General features: G+C 54.9%; 19 protein-coding genes, 1 tRNA gene and 1 pseudogene. 13 read left to right on the top strand and 8 right to left on the bottom strand.

The features are described from left to right. The first annotated feature begins 76 nt into the window (after window positions 1-76). The 6 genes from paoA (at window position 77) to WFN75_RS03675 (ending at window position 5846) form a co-directional block, all read left to right on the top strand. Window positions 77-748 (top strand): aldehyde dehydrogenase iron-sulfur subunit PaoA, encoded by a 672-nt coding sequence (gene paoA / locus WFN75_RS03700; RefSeq protein ID WP_040076262.1) that lies wholly within the window; start codon window positions 77-79, stop codon window positions 746-748. Continuing rightward, the gene (locus tag WFN75_RS03695) at window positions 745-1701 is read left to right on the top strand and encodes an FAD binding domain-containing protein (RefSeq protein ID WP_327061710.1); all 957 of its coding nucleotides are present in this window, start codon (window positions 745-747) and stop codon (window positions 1699-1701) included. The genes paoA and WFN75_RS03695 overlap by 4 nt, the downstream gene beginning before the upstream one ends. After that, entirely contained in the window at window positions 1698-3896 is a 2199-nt protein-coding gene (gene paoC, locus WFN75_RS03690) for an aldehyde oxidoreductase molybdenum-binding subunit PaoC (RefSeq protein WP_336995633.1), read from the top strand. The genes WFN75_RS03695 and paoC overlap by 4 nt, the downstream gene beginning before the upstream one ends. Before the next feature lie 10 nt (window positions 3897-3906). Further along, window positions 3907-4830: an XdhC family protein gene (locus tag WFN75_RS03685; protein WP_327061708.1), complete on the top strand. Its 924-nt coding sequence runs from the start codon at window positions 3907-3909 to the stop codon at window positions 4828-4830. Continuing rightward, window positions 4830-5366, top strand: a complete 537-nt coding sequence (locus tag WFN75_RS03680; RefSeq protein ID WP_212477558.1) for a nucleotidyltransferase family protein — start codon at window positions 4830-4832, stop codon at window positions 5364-5366. Before WFN75_RS03685 ends, WFN75_RS03680 begins: the two co-directional genes overlap by 1 nt. Before the next feature lie 99 nt (window positions 5367-5465). Continuing rightward, on the top strand, window positions 5466-5846 hold the full coding sequence (locus tag WFN75_RS03675; protein WP_212477556.1) for a hypothetical protein: 381 nt from the start codon (window positions 5466-5468) through the stop codon (window positions 5844-5846). Between the two features lie 445 nt (window positions 5847-6291). Here WFN75_RS03675 and WFN75_RS03670 read toward each other — a convergent pair whose 3' ends face one another. Further along, window positions 6292-6615: an antiterminator Q family protein gene (locus WFN75_RS03670; RefSeq protein WP_249220362.1), complete on the bottom strand. Its 324-nt coding sequence runs from the start codon at window positions 6613-6615 to the stop codon at window positions 6292-6294. On the opposite strand from WFN75_RS03670, the gene WFN75_RS22620 reads away from it, so the two are divergent. Next, on the top strand, window positions 6529-6837 hold the full coding sequence (locus WFN75_RS22620) for a colicin Z C-terminal domain-related protein (protein ID WP_442913256.1): 309 nt from the start codon (window positions 6529-6531) through the stop codon (window positions 6835-6837). The two genes, WFN75_RS03670 and WFN75_RS22620, sit on opposite strands and share 87 nt — an antisense overlap. A 62-nt stretch (window positions 6838-6899) precedes the next feature. Here WFN75_RS22620 and WFN75_RS03665 read toward each other — a convergent pair whose 3' ends face one another. The 3 genes and pseudogenes from WFN75_RS03665 to WFN75_RS03655 all read right to left on the bottom strand — a co-directional run bounded on the left by WFN75_RS03665 (window position 6900) and on the right by WFN75_RS03655 (window position 8475). After that, entirely contained in the window at window positions 6900-7298 is a 399-nt protein-coding gene (locus WFN75_RS03665) for a hypothetical protein (RefSeq protein ID WP_212477554.1), read from the bottom strand. A gap of 175 nt (window positions 7299-7473) precedes the next feature. Continuing rightward, window positions 7474-7650 (bottom strand): annotated as a pseudogene (locus WFN75_RS03660) (ead/Ea22-like family protein); the annotation flags it as partial. A gap of 498 nt (window positions 7651-8148) precedes the next feature. Further along, window positions 8149-8475 (bottom strand): PerC family transcriptional regulator, encoded by a 327-nt coding sequence (locus tag WFN75_RS03655; protein WP_336995632.1) that lies wholly within the window; start codon window positions 8473-8475, stop codon window positions 8149-8151. Between WFN75_RS03655 and WFN75_RS03650 the strand changes: the two genes are divergently transcribed. Then, window positions 8474-8941 (top strand): tyrosine-type recombinase/integrase, encoded by a 468-nt coding sequence (locus tag WFN75_RS03650; protein ID WP_336995631.1) that lies wholly within the window; start codon window positions 8474-8476, stop codon window positions 8939-8941. The genes WFN75_RS03655 and WFN75_RS03650 overlap by 2 nt on opposite strands. A 101-nt stretch (window positions 8942-9042) precedes the next feature. On the opposite strand, the gene WFN75_RS03645 is transcribed toward WFN75_RS03650, so the two are convergent. Both WFN75_RS03645 and WFN75_RS03640 read right to left on the bottom strand, forming a co-directional pair. After that, a tRNA-Ser gene (locus WFN75_RS03645) sits at window positions 9043-9130 on the bottom strand. Window positions 9131-9274: 144 nt separating this feature from the next. Next, window positions 9275-10903: an ABC transporter substrate-binding protein gene (locus WFN75_RS03640; RefSeq protein WP_212477548.1), complete on the bottom strand. Its 1629-nt coding sequence runs from the start codon at window positions 10901-10903 to the stop codon at window positions 9275-9277. 269 nt (window positions 10904-11172) lie between these two features. Between WFN75_RS03640 and yccA the strand changes: the two genes are divergently transcribed. Both yccA and tusE read left to right on the top strand, forming a co-directional pair. Continuing rightward, a complete protein-coding gene (gene yccA / locus WFN75_RS03635; protein ID WP_040076269.1) occupies window positions 11173-11832 on the top strand; it encodes an FtsH protease modulator YccA in 660 nt (219 codons plus the stop codon). 92 nt (window positions 11833-11924) lie between these two features. Beyond that, window positions 11925-12254 carry a sulfurtransferase TusE gene (tusE, locus tag WFN75_RS03630; RefSeq protein WP_040076271.1) on the top strand — a complete coding sequence of 110 codons (330 nt, stop codon included), beginning with the start codon at window positions 11925-11927 and terminating at the stop codon, window positions 12252-12254. On the opposite strand, the gene yccX is transcribed toward tusE, so the two are convergent. Then, window positions 12251-12532, bottom strand: coding sequence for an acylphosphatase (gene yccX, locus WFN75_RS03625; protein WP_336996221.1), 282 nt, complete (start codon window positions 12530-12532; stop codon window positions 12251-12253). The genes tusE and yccX overlap by 4 nt on opposite strands. 92 nt (window positions 12533-12624) lie before the next feature. Between yccX and rlmI the strand changes: the two genes are divergently transcribed. Next, window positions 12625-13815, top strand: coding sequence for a 23S rRNA (cytosine(1962)-C(5))-methyltransferase RlmI (gene rlmI, locus WFN75_RS03620; RefSeq protein WP_207293419.1), 1191 nt, complete (start codon window positions 12625-12627; stop codon window positions 13813-13815). A 60-nt stretch (window positions 13816-13875) separates the two neighbouring features. Then, entirely contained in the window at window positions 13876-14193 is a 318-nt protein-coding gene (hspQ, locus tag WFN75_RS03615; protein WP_040076275.1) for a heat shock protein HspQ, read from the top strand. Between the two features lie 35 nt (window positions 14194-14228). Here the strand turns inward: hspQ and WFN75_RS03610 are convergent, their stop codons facing one another. Further along, window positions 14229-14642 (bottom strand): CoA-binding protein, encoded by a 414-nt coding sequence (locus tag WFN75_RS03610; protein WP_040076277.1) that lies wholly within the window; start codon window positions 14640-14642, stop codon window positions 14229-14231. A 171-nt stretch (window positions 14643-14813) separates the two neighbouring features. Here WFN75_RS03610 and csgI point away from each other — a divergent pair, with 171 nt between their 5' ends. Continuing rightward, window positions 14814-15476 (top strand): curli synthesis inhibitor, encoded by a 663-nt coding sequence (gene csgI / locus WFN75_RS03605; protein ID WP_212477542.1) that lies wholly within the window; start codon window positions 14814-14816, stop codon window positions 15474-15476. The last annotated feature ends 35 nt before the right edge of the window (window positions 15477-15511 follow it).

Raw genomic sequence — 15511 nt, 5'->3', positions numbered from 1 at the left:
TACAGCAGGGACTATGCTTGAAGCTTAAAAAAGCGTTTCAGGAATAACTTTTCTCATTTGATACCGGAGGCCTGGCATGAGCAACCATGGCAATACCCCTGACGAAGGCGAGCAGGATTTTAGCCTGACGCGTCGTACCCTATTGAAAGTCAGCGCGGGCACCGCCGCCACCGCCGCCGTTGCGCCGGGTATGGCGTTTGGTGACGAGCGCCCTGCGGCCACGCCCCCCGCTGAACGTCTTCCACTCTCTTTTACGGTTAACGGGGAACCGCGAACCCTGGAGGTCGATACCCGTACCACCTTACTGGATGCCCTGCGTGAGAATCTGCAGCTGACCGGCAGCAAAAAAGGATGCGACCACGGTCAGTGTGGCGCCTGCACCGTGATGGTGGATGGCCGCCGTCTGAATGCCTGCCTGACGCTGGCGGTGATGCACCAGGATGCCGATATCACCACCATTGAAGGGCTGGGTACCCCTGAGGCGCTGCACCCCATGCAGGCCGCCTTTATTAAACACGACGGCTACCAGTGCGGTTACTGCACTCCGGGGCAGATCTGCTCTTCGGTCGCGGTATTAAAAGAGATCGAAGCCGGGATCCCGAGCCACGTGACTCTCGATCTGGTCTCGCCGCCGGAAATGACCCCTGACGAGCTGCGCGAGCGCATGAGTGGCAATATCTGCCGCTGCGGCGCCTATTCCAACATTCTTGCCGCCATTGAAGAGGCCGCCGGGGAGCTGAAATCATGAGAGCCTTTACCTATGAGCGCGTAAAGACCCCGGCCGAGGCTGCACAGAGCGCCCAACGCCACGAGGGGGCAAAATTCATTGCCGGCGGGACCAATCTGCTGGATTTGATGAAGCTGGAGATCGAAACCCCCGTCCACCTGATCGACATTAACCATCTCGGACTGGATAGCATTGAAGCCACCGACGACGGCGGTCTGCGTATCGGGGCGCTGGTGCGTAATACCGATCTGGCCGCCGATGCCCGGGTGCGCAAAGATTACGCGGTCTTGTCGCGGGCGTTGCTTGCCGGGGCCTCCGGCCAGCTACGTAATCAGGCCACCACCGCCGGTAATCTGCTGCAGCGAACCCGCTGCCCCTATTTTTATGATACCAACCAACCCTGTAATAAGCGCCTGCCCGGCAGCGGCTGCGCGGCGCGCGAGGGCTATAGCCGCCAGCTGGCGGTGGTGGGTGCAAGTGACGCCTGCATCGCCACGCATCCCAGCGATATGGCGGTCGCCATGCGCGTACTGGACGCCAAAGTCGAAACGGTCGATCCGGACGGCAAGACACGGACCTTTCCCGTCGATGAACTGTGGCGCGCCCCGGGCACCACGCCACACCAGGAAACCGTCCTGGCGCCGGGAGAGATGATCGTTGCGGTCACGCTGCCTCCGCCACCAGGGGGAACCCATATCTATCGCAAAGTGCGCGATCGCGCCTCCTATGCCTTTGCGCTGGTGTCGGTGGCGGCCATCGTTCAGCCTGACGGCACGGGCCGCGTGGCCCTGGGCGGCGTAGCCCATAAACCGTGGCGGCTGGATGAAGCAGATGCCCGCCTTCCGGACGGGGCGCAGGCGGTGTATGACAGGCTGTTTGCGGATGCCCATCCCACGCCTGAAAACGCCTTTAAACTCACCCTGGCGAAGCGCACGCTCGCCTCTGTGTTGTCTGAAGCGAGGGCTCACGCATGAAATTCGACAAACCCGCCACCACTAACCCTATCGACACGCTTCGGGTTGTCGGCCAACCCCATACGCGTATCGACGGCCCCCGTAAAACCACGGGCAGCGCGCACTATGCGTACGAATGGCATGATATCGCCCCCAATGCTGCTTACGGCCACGTCGTCGGCGCCCCCATCGCCAAAGGGCGCATTACCGCCATAGACACAAAGGCGGCGGAAGCGGCCCCCGGCGTGCTGGCAGTGATTACCGCCGATAACGCCGGACCGCTTGGCAAGGGAGAGAAAAATACGGCCACCCTGTTAGGCGGCCCTGAAATTGAGCACTACCATCAGGCGGTTGCGCTGGTGGTGGCAGAGACCTTCGAGCAGGCCCGTGCGGCCGCAGCGCTGGTCAAGGTGACCTGTAAACGAGCGCAGGGCGCCTACGATCTGGCGGCGGAAAAAGCCTCCGTCACCAAGCCGCCGGAAGATACCCCCGACAAAAACGTCGGGGACGTGGCCACCGCCTTTGCTTCGGCGGCGGTAAAGCTCGACGCGATCTACACCACTCCGGACCAGAGCCATATGGCGATGGAGCCCCATGCCTCTATGGCCGTCTGGGAGGGCGACAACGTTACGGTCTGGACCTCAAACCAGATGATTGACTGGTGCCGTACCGATCTGGCCCTGACCCTGAAGATCCCGCCGGAGAACGTGCGCATCGTTTCGCCGTATATTGGCGGCGGCTTCGGCGGCAAACTCTTTTTACGCAGCGATGCTCTGCTGGCGGCGCTGGGGGCGCGGGCGGTGAAGCGCCCGGTCAAGGTGATGCTGCCGAGGCCGACGATCCCCAATAACACGACCCATCGTCCGGCCACCCTCCAGCACATCCGTATCGGTACCGACACCGAAGGAAAGATTGTCGCCATCGCGCATGATAGCTGGTCGGGCAATCTTCCCGGCGGCACGCCGGAAACGGCAGTCCAGCAAACCGAGCTGCTTTACGCTGGCGCAAACCGCCATACTGGCCTGCGGCTGGCCACGCTTGATCTGCCTGAGGGCAATGCCATGCGCGCGCCGGGTGAGGCCCCCGGCCTGATGGCCCTTGAGATCGCTATCGACGAAATTGCCGACAAGGCGGGCGTGGACCCGGTTGCCTTTCGCATTCTGAATGACACCCAGGTCGACCCGGCTAACCCCGAGCGCCGCTTCTCTCGTCGCCAGCTTGTCGAATGCTTGCGCACGGGGGCGGAACGCTTTGGCTGGCAAAAACGGCATGCGCAGCCCGGCCAGGTGCGCGATGGGCGCTGGCTGGTAGGTATGGGAATGGCGGCAGGCTTTCGTAACAACCTGGTGGCAACATCCAGCGCGCGGGTCCATCTCAACGCCGATGGCAGCGTGACGGTCGAGACGGACATGACCGATATCGGTACCGGGAGCTATACCATCATTGCGCAGACCGCTGCCGAAATGCTGGGCCTGCCGCTGGAGAAGGTCGACGTGCGGCTGGGCGACTCACGCTTCCCGGTCTCTGCCGGATCGGGCGGCCAGTGGGGGGCGAATACCTCTACCGCAGGCGTTTACGCCGCCTGCGTAAAGCTGCGGGAAGCCATTGCCCAGCAGCTGGGTTTCGACCCGGCGACAGCCGAATTTGCCGACGAGACAATATCCGCCCAGGGGCGCAGCGCGCCGCTGGCCGAGGCGGCAAAATCAGGCGTGCTGACCGCCGAGGACAGCATCGAGTTTGGCGACCTGGATAAGGAGTATCAGCAGTCCACCTTTGCCGGACACTTCGTCGAGGTGGGCGTGGACAGCGCTACCGGTGAAGTGCGGGTGCGCCGTATGCTGGCCGTTTGCGCCGCCGGGCGGATCCTCAATCCGATCACCGCGCGCAGCCAGGTGATCGGGGCGATGACCATGGGGCTGGGCGCGGCGCTGATGGAGGAGCTGGCGGTAGATACCCGGCTGGGTTACTTCGTCAACCATGATATGGCGGCTTACGAAGTGCCGGTTCACGCCGATATTCCGGAGCAGGAGGTCATTTTCCTTGAGGATACCGATCCCATCTCCTCCCCCATGAAGGCCAAAGGGGTCGGCGAACTTGGGCTGTGCGGGGTGAGCGCGGCGATTGCCAACGCTATCTATAACGCCACCGGCGTGCGGGTGCGTGATTACCCGATCACCCTCGATAAGCTTATCGATGCCCTGCCGGATGCGGTGTGAGGGAGGCCTGATGCTCAATAACATTGCCTCCAACGCGCCGCTTCCCTCCCCTTCCCGCGCCTTTGTCACCGATGACAGCATCGCCGTGCTGCGCTTTGCCGTCGAGGCGCTCACCGCCGGAAAAGAGGCCGTGCTGGTGACCCTGACCGATATCGAGGGCGGCGCGGCCCGCGCGCTGGGGTCACAGATGTGCGTGCGCGACGATGGCCACTATTGTGGCTTCGTTTCCGGCGGCTGCGTGGAGTCGGCTGTGGCCTTCGAGGCGCTGGATCTCCTGGTCAAAGGTCAGGATCGCCAGATACGGTATGGCAAAGGATCGCCCTGGTTTGACATTGTCTTACCCTGCGGGGGCGGGATCACCCTCACCCTTCACCGGCTGCGTTCAGCTCGCCCGCTGCTGGCGGTCCTTAACAGCCTGGAAAGACGTACCCCGGCCGGTTTGCATTATTGCCCCGCCACGCAGCAGCTCGATGCGATAGAGGGCGCTGTCACGACGGGCTGGCGCAGCGGCGGGTTTGAACGCGGCTATCGGCCCCGCGTGCAGCTGGTCCTGCAGGGTCAGTCGGTCGAGGCGCAAGCGACCGCCGCGCTGGCCCAGGCGGCAGGCTATGAGGTAACCGGTTTTACGGACGCTTCAGACCCCCTTATCGATGCGGATACCGCCGTGGTGCTGCTCTGGCATGATCTCCACCGAGAGTTGCCAGTATTGCAGGCCGCTCTGCGCGCTCGCCCCTTTTATATCGGCGCGCTGGGCAGCCAGCGCACCCATTCGCAGCGCAGCGAAACCTTGCTCGCGCTGGGCTGGCATCAAGAGGATATCGCCAGGATTAAGGCCCCCATCGGCCTCTTTCCCCGGGCGCGGGATGCCAGCACGCTGGCCCTCTCCGTGCTGGCGGATATCGCCGCCACGCGGCAGGCCGGAGCGGCAAGTTAGTGGCCGCCCCGGTGGTGATTGTGCTGGCGGCCGGGCGCGGCGAACGCTTTCTGGCCTCCGGCGGGCTGAGCCATAAACTGGAGGCGAGGCTTAACGGGCAAAGGGTGCTGGACCATACCCTGGCCGCCGTTACGGCCTCGCGGCTTGAATGGCATCTGGTGAGGCCCGAGGGGGGAACTGCCGGGATGGGTGAGTCAATTGCGCTGGGCGTGATGGCTACACCGGAGGCCTCCGGCTGGCTGATCCTGCCGGCCGATTTGCCCTTTATCCAACCCGACACGCTAAGGGCCGTTGCCCACGCCCTGACGCACACCTCTGTCGTCGTACCGCACTACTGTCATCAGCCGGGGCATCCGGTGGGCTTTGGCCGTCGGTATTATGCCGCCTTGCGCGCGTTACGCGGCGAGGCTGGTGCGAGGTCTATTGTGCAGGCTGCACGTCGTCAGGGGGCAGTGGCAGATCTGATGCTGGAGGATGAGGGAATTGTCAGGGATATCGATACCCTTGGTGATTTGCAGCGCGCTGGAGAAGCATAAAAGGAATAAATGATAATATTAACCGGCCACCTCGTCGGGTTTTTTATAGTCAATGCAATATGTTAGGATGTTTCTGATTGCAATCAACGGAAACATAAAATGAAAAAAATAGTATTAGCCGCCGCGTTAGCAGCAACTCTCGCAGGATGCGCATCCTCAGGAAACCAGCAGCTTAAGAACGAAACGGAAACAAGCGTCCAGTCTAAAATTCAGGAAGGCAAAACCACCAAAGCTGAAGTGAAGGCTTTCTTCGGATCCCCGGATGGGGTGTCTTATACTGACGGCGGCAATGAAATCTGGAAGTACTCATTTGCTAAGGTAAAGGTTAACGGTACAACATTCATTCCGTTCTATGGCTTGTTTCATAACGGAACCAATGGCACCAAAAAAGAGCTGACCATCCTCTTCAAAAACGACACAGTACAGAAGTACACCATGGCTGAGTCAGCAATTAACACGAAATCAGGCTGGGCTGATTAAAGATATCACCTACGAACCCGGACACCGAGCCGGGTTTGCTCTGTCACTCAGTTGTTTTTTATTAACCCTGGTTTTGAGCATTTTTCTAACCCAGCGTTAACCTATCTCACTAGCGGCATCACTAGCTATCTTCAAATTTACGACCAATTCGGAGTGGATGATAACATTCGTAGGCGTGATTATCACTGGGGTAATTTCCTTTGCGATGTTATTATCTCAGAAAAAAAACTTGAGCGCATCTCACACTCTAACGATATATAACTCAAACAATTGAATGTTCGTATTAAAGATGATACCACTGATCTAAAAAATAGCCTTCAGGAAGTTATCGATAAGTAGAATGTCAAAGAAATTTTCTGCAGAAATGTTTTAGACTGCCTATTATTTTTTGCATGGATGCCTACTTTCGTAGGCATGGTGGGTATATTCTTAAAGTTTATCCCCTCTATTCCTTGAGAAAGTATATAAGCCCGTCAATAAATCCTGTCGCACACTGCAGTTGCTTCCTGACAGTGCCATCAGAACATTTCTTTTTTTTAGCAATAGTACGTATGGAGATGCCAATAACAAAGTGAGCAATAATCAACTCGTATTCTTCTAAATTATATTTTTTTAATCGAGTTACACAACCATCAAGCAAGATGCCTTCATCATCGTCATACTGCAGTCGATATTTTTTACCGTGAGGGAAAAGCCTTTTAAATCCTGCCGGCGTGTAATTGCGCTTCCGGCTGTGTGGTCTGATTGGATTGGACTTGATGGCTTTCAAGGGAGTTTGAAGAATCCACAAGGTTCAACAATAAATTTCAGTCCTTCATCTAACATGGAATCATCATTTGACATTGAGGTTAGATATCCAGAGCATGACCAGATGAAAACCATTAAGTCTATGGGGCCCGGGTCAATACCAATAACAGGTGATGGGATTGTTGTTGTAAGGGCCAAATATCACTCAGTTCCGGTGACAGTAACAGTGGGCTTCCCAAAATAATAAAGAAACAAACACCATGGTCATTTCGATAAGCGGTGACCATGATGTTTGAGGTAATGAATTTAATTTTTATTTTCGTAAAACTTTTCTATATCTTTACCTAATTGTGGATTTCCCACAGCCATTTTTATTCCTTTTTCCATTCTTATTTCACTGGCAATGTAACTATCCATTACTAATTTTGAGTTAAAATACACTTGCAAACGCCCCCCTACGTTATTTTTTACTATGGCGTTTAGCTTTTGGGCACAATCCTTGGTGTTTTTTAATCTTATACGCGTTGAGTAGAAAACTTTAGAATCGAAAACCCCATCGTAAAATCTCACTTCTGAAACACATTCCTTTGTCAAAACGAAGGTTTCATGGTTTGATTTGTATACAAGCCCACTGGTCACACTGGATGCTAGTGAAGAGGACGTAATAAAAAGCAATCCGAGTGCTAGCTTTTCAAATGATTTCATTTATACCGCTCCGTAGTTTTGAATGCTCATAACCCATCAATTAAAATGATGACTATTTTTAACAGAGCTCACATTCTTCCATTTTATTGTTTTGTAAGCGTATCACGTTTTGATTGGGCCGTGGGGTTAAAAATCTAATCTCGGATAGGCTTTTATGAATTGCCGCCTGGTTTTATTTCTCAGCTTCATCCGGCAACTCTCCTGGACCAAACGGCGTGTTATAAATCCAGGCCAGCCCTTTTCTGGCGTCTCAGGTCCCCTGCCATTCGATTATGGCAGCCTGCATTACTAGAATGTTTTTACCGATTAGCAGGTCCAATTCTTTGTATCGGTTGCGGATGTATTCGTTGTCCGCACCCAGCGCATCGCGCTCCTTCGTCATTTCGCGCAAAGCCGCGGTCGTGCAGTCCAACCGCCCAGCCAGACGGGAAACAATTTATGCCATATCGATGATCGGCGTGTCGCTGCTCATCGCCTTCGCATACTGATGACCTACCGCCACCAACTCTTTGTTGTTCAGTGAATCGTTCATACCCGGGCGCTCCCGAAAATTTTGTGTACCTGATAGCCCTGCCAGTTTTGGCGGCAGACGTTTGTAATGCTTGGCTGTTGGCGCTCCACCAGCACTACCTGCAATGGCTTGATGCGCTTCTCTCCCCCCGGCTGCATGACGAACACGGGGTGCCGTGGCTGGCCAATGTTCTTAACTGCGCCTGCAGATATAAGGTGCTCAAGCATGCGACAGGCCTTTTTGCTGTCGCAGTCGAGTAATCGGCAAACCTGACGCGGGGTAATCTCACCACCGGACTGGATAGCGCGAATGATTGTCCAAAGCTTATTGCTGGCATATTCATGCTCTCCTCGCCATGCGCAGGCATTCATTGCGGCGTTTGGCTATACGTGCCACTTCAACTGAGCTGCAGGCGATGCTGAACATGTCGGTATAAACACCAGCTGCACGGCGCCATAAACCCTTATCAGTCAGCGCCTTCGCTTTCTGTTCAGCTGCCATGATTCTCGCCGGGTCACTTTTCAGGATCATGCAGGGCAAGATAACGTCTGGAATGTCAGCATCGGGCGCAGCCGTGTAGACGAACTGCACGCTGTTTCGGGTGCGGATGATCACACCCTCATCGCTCAGCTCCCGCAGCAATTTGCCAGCGGTGGCGCTAGCCATGGAGATTACATATCTGTGCGCGGCGCGTGAAGGTGATGTGTTTGATCTCCAGGTCCCTGACCTTCGCGCAGATGGTATTTTTATTGAACAAAACAAAACTGGTAAGAAGCAGATCAAACAGTGGACCCCTCGGTTACGGGCCACTATTGAACTGGCACGACAACACTTTTTCCACCAGTCAGCCAGGGGCTATGTTCTGCCCTCACCCTCTGGTGGTCGCATGAACAAGAAGACTTTTAATACATGGTGGAACAACGCGAAGAAAAAAGCAGGGTTGAAGCTAGGTCGCCCGATCCCCGGAACGTTCCATGGCATCAAAGCGAAGGCCATCTCAGATTATGAAGGTCGCAGCAAAGAGAAGCAGTTATTCAGCGGTCATAAAACAGAGCATCAGGTAGTGACGTATGATCGAAAAGTGAAAATCTCTCCGACATTGAACATTCCACCAATGAATCATGAGGTTTGAATAGGTGAGGAAGGGGCGAAATATACCAAGAGGATATACCAATACAATACCGAGAGCCCAAAGCAACAAGGGGCTACCTTTCGGTAACCCCTTGTTTAATTTGGCGGAAGCGTAGAGATTCGAACTCTAGAACCCTTTCGGGTCGCCGGTTTTCAAGACCGGTGCCTTCAACCGCTCGGCCACGCTTCCAATGAGGCGCACTATAAACACCTCAGTACGCCCTGTAAAGCACCATTGTGTTCGTTTGCCTGAAAAACAGCCAAATCGCAGTCAATCGGTTGAAATAACAACGCATTGACCGTTTTATCAGCACAAAATCTCACGTTTTAAGCCTTAATGCTTTTTGATGTACATATCTTTGGTGTAGTAGTAGCCCAGCTTATCTGGCGTAAAACCGCCCACCCAGGGTTTCACTATGTGCGTACGCACATAGTGATAGACCGGAATAGCAGGAACATCGCGCGCCAGCAGATCTTCGGCCTGCTGATAAAACTTACCGCGCTCCGCCGGGGTTTTGGCCTTCGCGGCGTTAACCAGCGCCTGGTCATAGTCCGGGTTGCTGTACTGGCTGGTGTTCTGGCTGTCACCGGTGCGGTAGTTATTCAGGAAGGTGGCGGCATCGTCATAATCCGCAATCCAGGCGTAGCGCACCGCATCAAACGTATGGGTGTGCATGGTATCCAGCATGGTTTTCCACTCCTGATTTTGCAGCCTGGCTTCCACGCCGAGATTTTTCTTCCACATCGAGCTTGCAGCAATGGCGATGCGCTGGTGCGACTCAGAGGTGTTGTAAAGCAGGTTGAAGCTCAGCGGGTGACTTTCGTTAAAGCCGGCTTCGTTAAGCAGCTTTTTTGCCTCCGCGATGCGTTTATCCATCGGCCAGCTGGCGTAGTCCGGGTTCTTCAGCGTGACGCCGCCGATATCTGGCTGGCTGATCAACCATGCCTGTCGCTGCCCTTGCCCCAACACTTTATCGGCGATGATCTCTTTATCGAGCGCCAAATTCAGCGCCTTACGCACGCGGACATCGTTAAATGGCGCGCGGGTGGTATTGAACTGGTAATAGTAAGTGGCAAGCTGCGGGGAGACGTCCAGCTCGCTGCCCAGCGTTTTTTTCAACTGGGCAAACTGATTGATAGGCACCGTATAGACAATATCGATCTCTCCTGCCCGGTAGCGGTTAACGTCAGACGCTTCAGAGGTGATTGGCAGATAGGTCACTTTGTTAATCACGGTATGGGCGTTATCCCAGTAACGCGGATTGCGCTCGGCAATGATGCGTTCGTTTACCACCCACTGCGACAGCTTGTAAGCCCCACTGGAGACGATGTGCTCGGGCTTGGTCCACTTCTCGCCAAAACGACTCACCAGGACTTTATCGATCGGCACCATAGACGGGTGCGCCAGCATCGCAAGGAAGGCCGCATTCGGCTGGGTGAGTGTTACTTCGAGCGTGGTGTCATTAATCGCCTTCACGCCCAGCTTATCCGTGGGCTGCTTGCCTTCGGCAATCTCGGCGGCATTCACGATATGCATACTGCCCGGATAGCTGGCGTAAGGAGAGACGGTTTTCGGATCGACCAGCCGCTGCCAGCTCCAGACCACATCCTGCGCGGTAATCGGTGTGCCGTCGCTCCAGGTAATGCCCGGACGCAGATGGAAGGTCCAGACGGTATTGTCTTTGTTTTCCCATTTTTCCGCCAGGCGCGGCTGAATCTCACCCTGCGGAGAGACACTCACCAACCCGTCGAATATATCGCTGATAATATTGAATTCGACATCGCTTTCGACTTTATGTGGGTCGAGCGAGGCCGGTTCATTGCCATTATTCCTGACCAGTTCCTGCTTCTCTGCAAGCTGCGTTCCTGCCGGCACGCTGGCCGCAAACGCCGTTGCGCTAGCGCACAGGATGCCTGCCGTCAGCAAAGAGAGTGTAAAGATAGTGCGTGGTTGTGGTTTCATTTCCTTCGCCTTATTGTCTGTTTTTTGACGATGCGGATTTAACTCTTAGCTGGGTAACTAAAATAAAGCAATATATTTCAGAGACCTATAAGATCTTGATCTCGATAATCTGCTGAAACCATTTTTCCTTCTGCGGTAAAAGCCTTTTGGGAGAGATCATGCTGGGTAAAGCCCTGAAGAACTGAGTAAAGATGGGTAAAATCACTTTGTTACGGCTGCGTCGTTCTCTATTCTTGCCGTTAATTACATCTGTCATAAGAGAGTGACTCATGGATCGTATAATTACTTCTTCCCGCGACCGCGCGTCGCTGCTTAGCACCCATAAAGTGCTGCGCAATACCTATTTCATGCTGAGCCTGACGCTGGCGTTTTCGGCCCTCACCGCGACTGCCAGCACCGTACTGATGCTGCCTTCTCCAGGGCTGATTCTGACGCTGGTGGGCATGTATGGCCTGATGTTCCTGACTTATAAAACCGCAGATAAACCCGTTGGTATTTTATCTGCCTTCGCCTTTACCGGCTTCCTGGGGTATATCCTCGGGCCGATCCTGAATACTTACCTGTCAGCAGGTATGGGTGACGTGATTGGTATGGCGCTGGGCGGTACGGCCCTGGTCTTCTTCTGCTGCTCGGCCTATGTGCTGACCACCCGTAAAGACATGTCCTTCCTCGGCGGTATGCTGATGGCAGGTATTGTGATTGTGCTGGTGGGTATGGTAGCAAACATCTTCCTGCAGCTGCCGGCTCTGCACCTGGCGATCAGCGCCGTGTTTATCCTGATCTCCTCTGGCGCTATTCTGTATGAAACCAGCAACATCATTCACGGCGGCGAGACTAACTACATCCGCGCCACCGTGAGCCTGTATGTGTCGCTGTACAACATCTTCGTCAGCCTGCTGAGTATCCTGGGCTTTGCCAGCCGCGATTAACCCCCTCACTGTGCTGTATCCCCGGGCCCCGCTTATGCGGGGCTCTGTTTTTTGCTACACTGCAGCGGTTTTTGACTGACGTGTGATGAACTATGTTGAGCTTTGACGGTAAAGAGATCGAGACCGATAACGACGGTTATCTGAAAGAGAGCAGCCAGTGGAGCGAAGCGCTGGCGGAAGTGATTGCCGAAAAAGAGGCCATCACTTTGTCGCCTGAACACTGGGAAGTGGTGCGTTTTGTGCGTGATTTCTATCTGGAATTTAATACCTCCCCTGCGATTCGTATGCTGGTGAAGGCGATGGCTAAAAAGTTTGGCGAAGAGAAAGGCAACAGCCGCTATCTCTATCGTCTGTTCCCGAAAGGCCCGGCGAAACAGGCGACCAAGATCGCCGGCCTGCCTAAACCGGTGAAGTGTATTTAATAGCGAATACCAAAGTTGGTATATTCCCGGCCGGGTTGATGCGGTTCTGATAAGACCTTTTCAACCCGAGCACTGCGCGGCCCTCCTGCCTTCAGCCAGGCGATGAGCTTTTCCACCTGCGCTGCATCACCACAAGCCACGACCTCAACGCTGCCGTCATCCATGTTTCGCGCGTAGCCGTTCAACCCAAGTTGCGTCGCTTCTCGCTGGGTGCTGTAACGAAAGCCTACCCCCTGAACCGTGCCGTGGACCCATGCGATCGTGCAGATATTTGACATCATCGTTCTCCTTATCCTCGTGGCGCGTTGCATTTCCCCCCTGAACTCGGGAAAATGGCGACCATTTCATTGAATCGACAGAATAGCCAATTATGAGTGTACGTTTAGTGTTAGCCAAAGGGCGCGAGAAGTCATTACTGCGTCGTCATCCCTGGGTCTTTTCCGGTGCCGTTGCCCGAATGGAAGGAAAAGCCAGCCTCGGTGAAACCATCGATATCGTTGACCATCAGGGGAAATGGTTAGCCCGCGGCGCATACTCGCCCGCGTCACAAATCCGTGCGCGCGTCTGGACCTTTGATCCTCAGGAAACCATCGATATCGCCTTCTTTACCCGCCGCTTGCAGCAGGCGCAGCAGTGGCGAGACTGGCTGGCACAGCGTGACGGGTTAGACAGCTATCGTCTGATTGCCGGGGAGTCCGACGGCATGCCGGGCGTGACGATCGACCGCTTTGGCAACTTCCTGGTTCTGCAGCTGCTGAGCGCGGGGGCGGAGTATCAACGCGCGGCGTTGATTAGCGCCCTGCAAGGCCTCTATCCGGAATGCGCGATTTATGACCGCAGCGACGTGGCGGTGCGCAAAAAAGAGGGTATGGAGTTGACCCAGGGCCCGGTCACCGGCGAACTGCCACCTGCGCTGCTTCCGATTCAAGAGCACGGCATGAAGCTGCTGGTGGATATCCAGGGCGGACATAAAACCGGCTATTACCTCGATCAGCGTGACAGTCGTCTGGCGACCCGCCAGTACGTAAAAGACAAACGCGTCCTTAACTGCTTCTCTTACACGGGCGGCTTTGCGGTTTCTGCGCTGATGGGCGGCTGTGCCAGCGTGGTGAGCGTGGATACCTCTCAGGAGGCTCTGGACGTGGCGAAACAAAACGTTGAACTCAACAAGCTGGATCTGAGTAAAGCTGAGTTTGTGCGCGATGATGTGTTTAAGCTGCTGCGTAAATATCGCGACCAGGGCGAGAAATTCGACGTTATCGTGATGGATCCGCCGAAATTTGTGGAAAACAAAAATCAGCTGATGGGTGCCTGCCGCGGTTATAAAGACATCAATATGCTGGCGATACAACTGCTTAACCCAGGCGGCGTACTCCTGACCTTCTCCTGCTCTGGCCTGATGACAAACGAATTATTCCAGAAAATTGTGGCCGATGCCGCTGTAGATGCCGGTCGTGATGTACAATTTATAGAGCAGTTCCGTCAGGCGGCCGATCACCCGGTGATCGCAACCTATCCTGAAGGGCTTTATCTGAAAGGATTTGCCTGTCGCGTCATGTAACTTGAAAAGTGGAATGTTGCCCACACTTATAGTGTAAGTAACGTTTCCCGGGAGGTGACTATGATTGCCAGCAAATTCGGTATCGGCCAGCAGGTCCGCCACTCTCTGTTAGGGTATCTGGGCGTGGTTGTTGATATCGACCCGGAATACTCACTCGATGAACCGTCAGCCGATGAGCTGGCGGTTAACGCAGATCTCCGCGCCGCACCCTGGTACCACGTGGTAATGGAAGATGACGATGGCCAGCCGGTGCATACCTATCTTGCCGAAGCCCAGTTGAGTGGCGAAGCACAGGATGAACACCCTGAACAGCCGACCCTGGACGAACTGGCGCAGACCATCCGTAAACAGTTGCAGGCGCCACGTTTGCGGAACTAAAAAAAACCCGGTAGCCAGGGCTACCGGGTTTTTTATTATTTTGCCATTCCCAGACGGGGTATTTCGATAGCCGGGCAACGATCCATGACCACGTTCAGCCCCGCCTCACGCGCCAGCACGGCCGCCTGTTCGTTAATGACGCCCAACTGCAGCCACAATGTTTTCGCCCCCACGGCAATAGCCTCCTGCGCAACGCCCCAGGCCGCTTCTGAATTGCGGAACACATCGACCATATCGATTTTTTCTGGCACCTCGGCCAGAGTCCCGTAGCCCTGCTGGCCTAATAGCGTTTTACCGGCCACTTTGGGGGAGACGGGAATCACATGGTAACCCTGATCGAGCAGATACTTCATGACCCGGTAGCTTGGACGCTCGGGCTTATCACTCGCCCCTACCAGCGCAATGGTGCGGGTCGATGTCAAAATGTTTACGATATCGTTCTCTTTCATTTTTTCCTCCTGGCTTATTGTGAGTGTAAGTCAAAGCTGAGCTGGCAACCATCTAACCCATACGTTCGTATGAGGGCAAACGGCGCAATTATGTCTATATGTTAGTAAACATGATCACCGAAAAATTTAGATACATTATTCCGCGACGTATCGGATACCCAGGAGCCCGTTATGAAAACCGGCATTGCCACACTGATGATGGTATTGATGATGCCGGTTTGCGCTTCCGCTACCACGCTGAGACTCTCCACCGATATCGATCTGCTGGTGCTGGATGGTAAAAGGGTCTCCAGCTCGCTGTTGCGTGGCGCAGATAGCATTGAGCTGGATAACGGCCCCCATCAGATCGTTTTTCGGGTTGAAAAAACCATTCGCCTCGCCAGCCATGAGCAGCGGATCTATATCTCCCCACCGCTGGTTGCCAGCTTCAACACGCAGCGCATCAGCCAGGTCAACTTTAGTTTGCCGCGTCTGGAGACGGAAAAAGAGTCTCAGTCATTTGATAACGCGCCGCGCATTGAGCTGCTGGACGGAGATGCGATGCCGATTCCGGTCAAACTGGATATCCTCGCCATCACCACCACCTCGAAAGGGATCAATTACGAAAGCGATACTGAGCGGTATAACAGCGCCGGGCTGACGGCCTCGCTGCCGCAGTTTGCCATCAGGATGGCCGACGACAGTACGCTGCTGTCGGGCGTGTCTGAACTGGATATGCCGCCCCCTCAATCGCAAACTTTGACCGAACAGCGGTTAAAATACTGGTTTGCGCAGGCGGATACGGATACCCGCAACCGTTTCATGCAGTGGGCGAAGCAACAACCCCCCTCCTGAGCCGCAATTTTTTGCCCTTTCTCTTGCAGCGTCAG

The organism is Leclercia sp. UBA7405 (genome assembly GCF_037152215.1).
Lineage (GTDB): Bacteria > Pseudomonadota > Gammaproteobacteria > Enterobacterales > Enterobacteriaceae > Enterobacter > Enterobacter pneumoniae.
The sequence above is the reverse complement of the archived record's forward strand: the minus strand, read 5'-3'. Positions and strand labels throughout refer to the sequence as shown.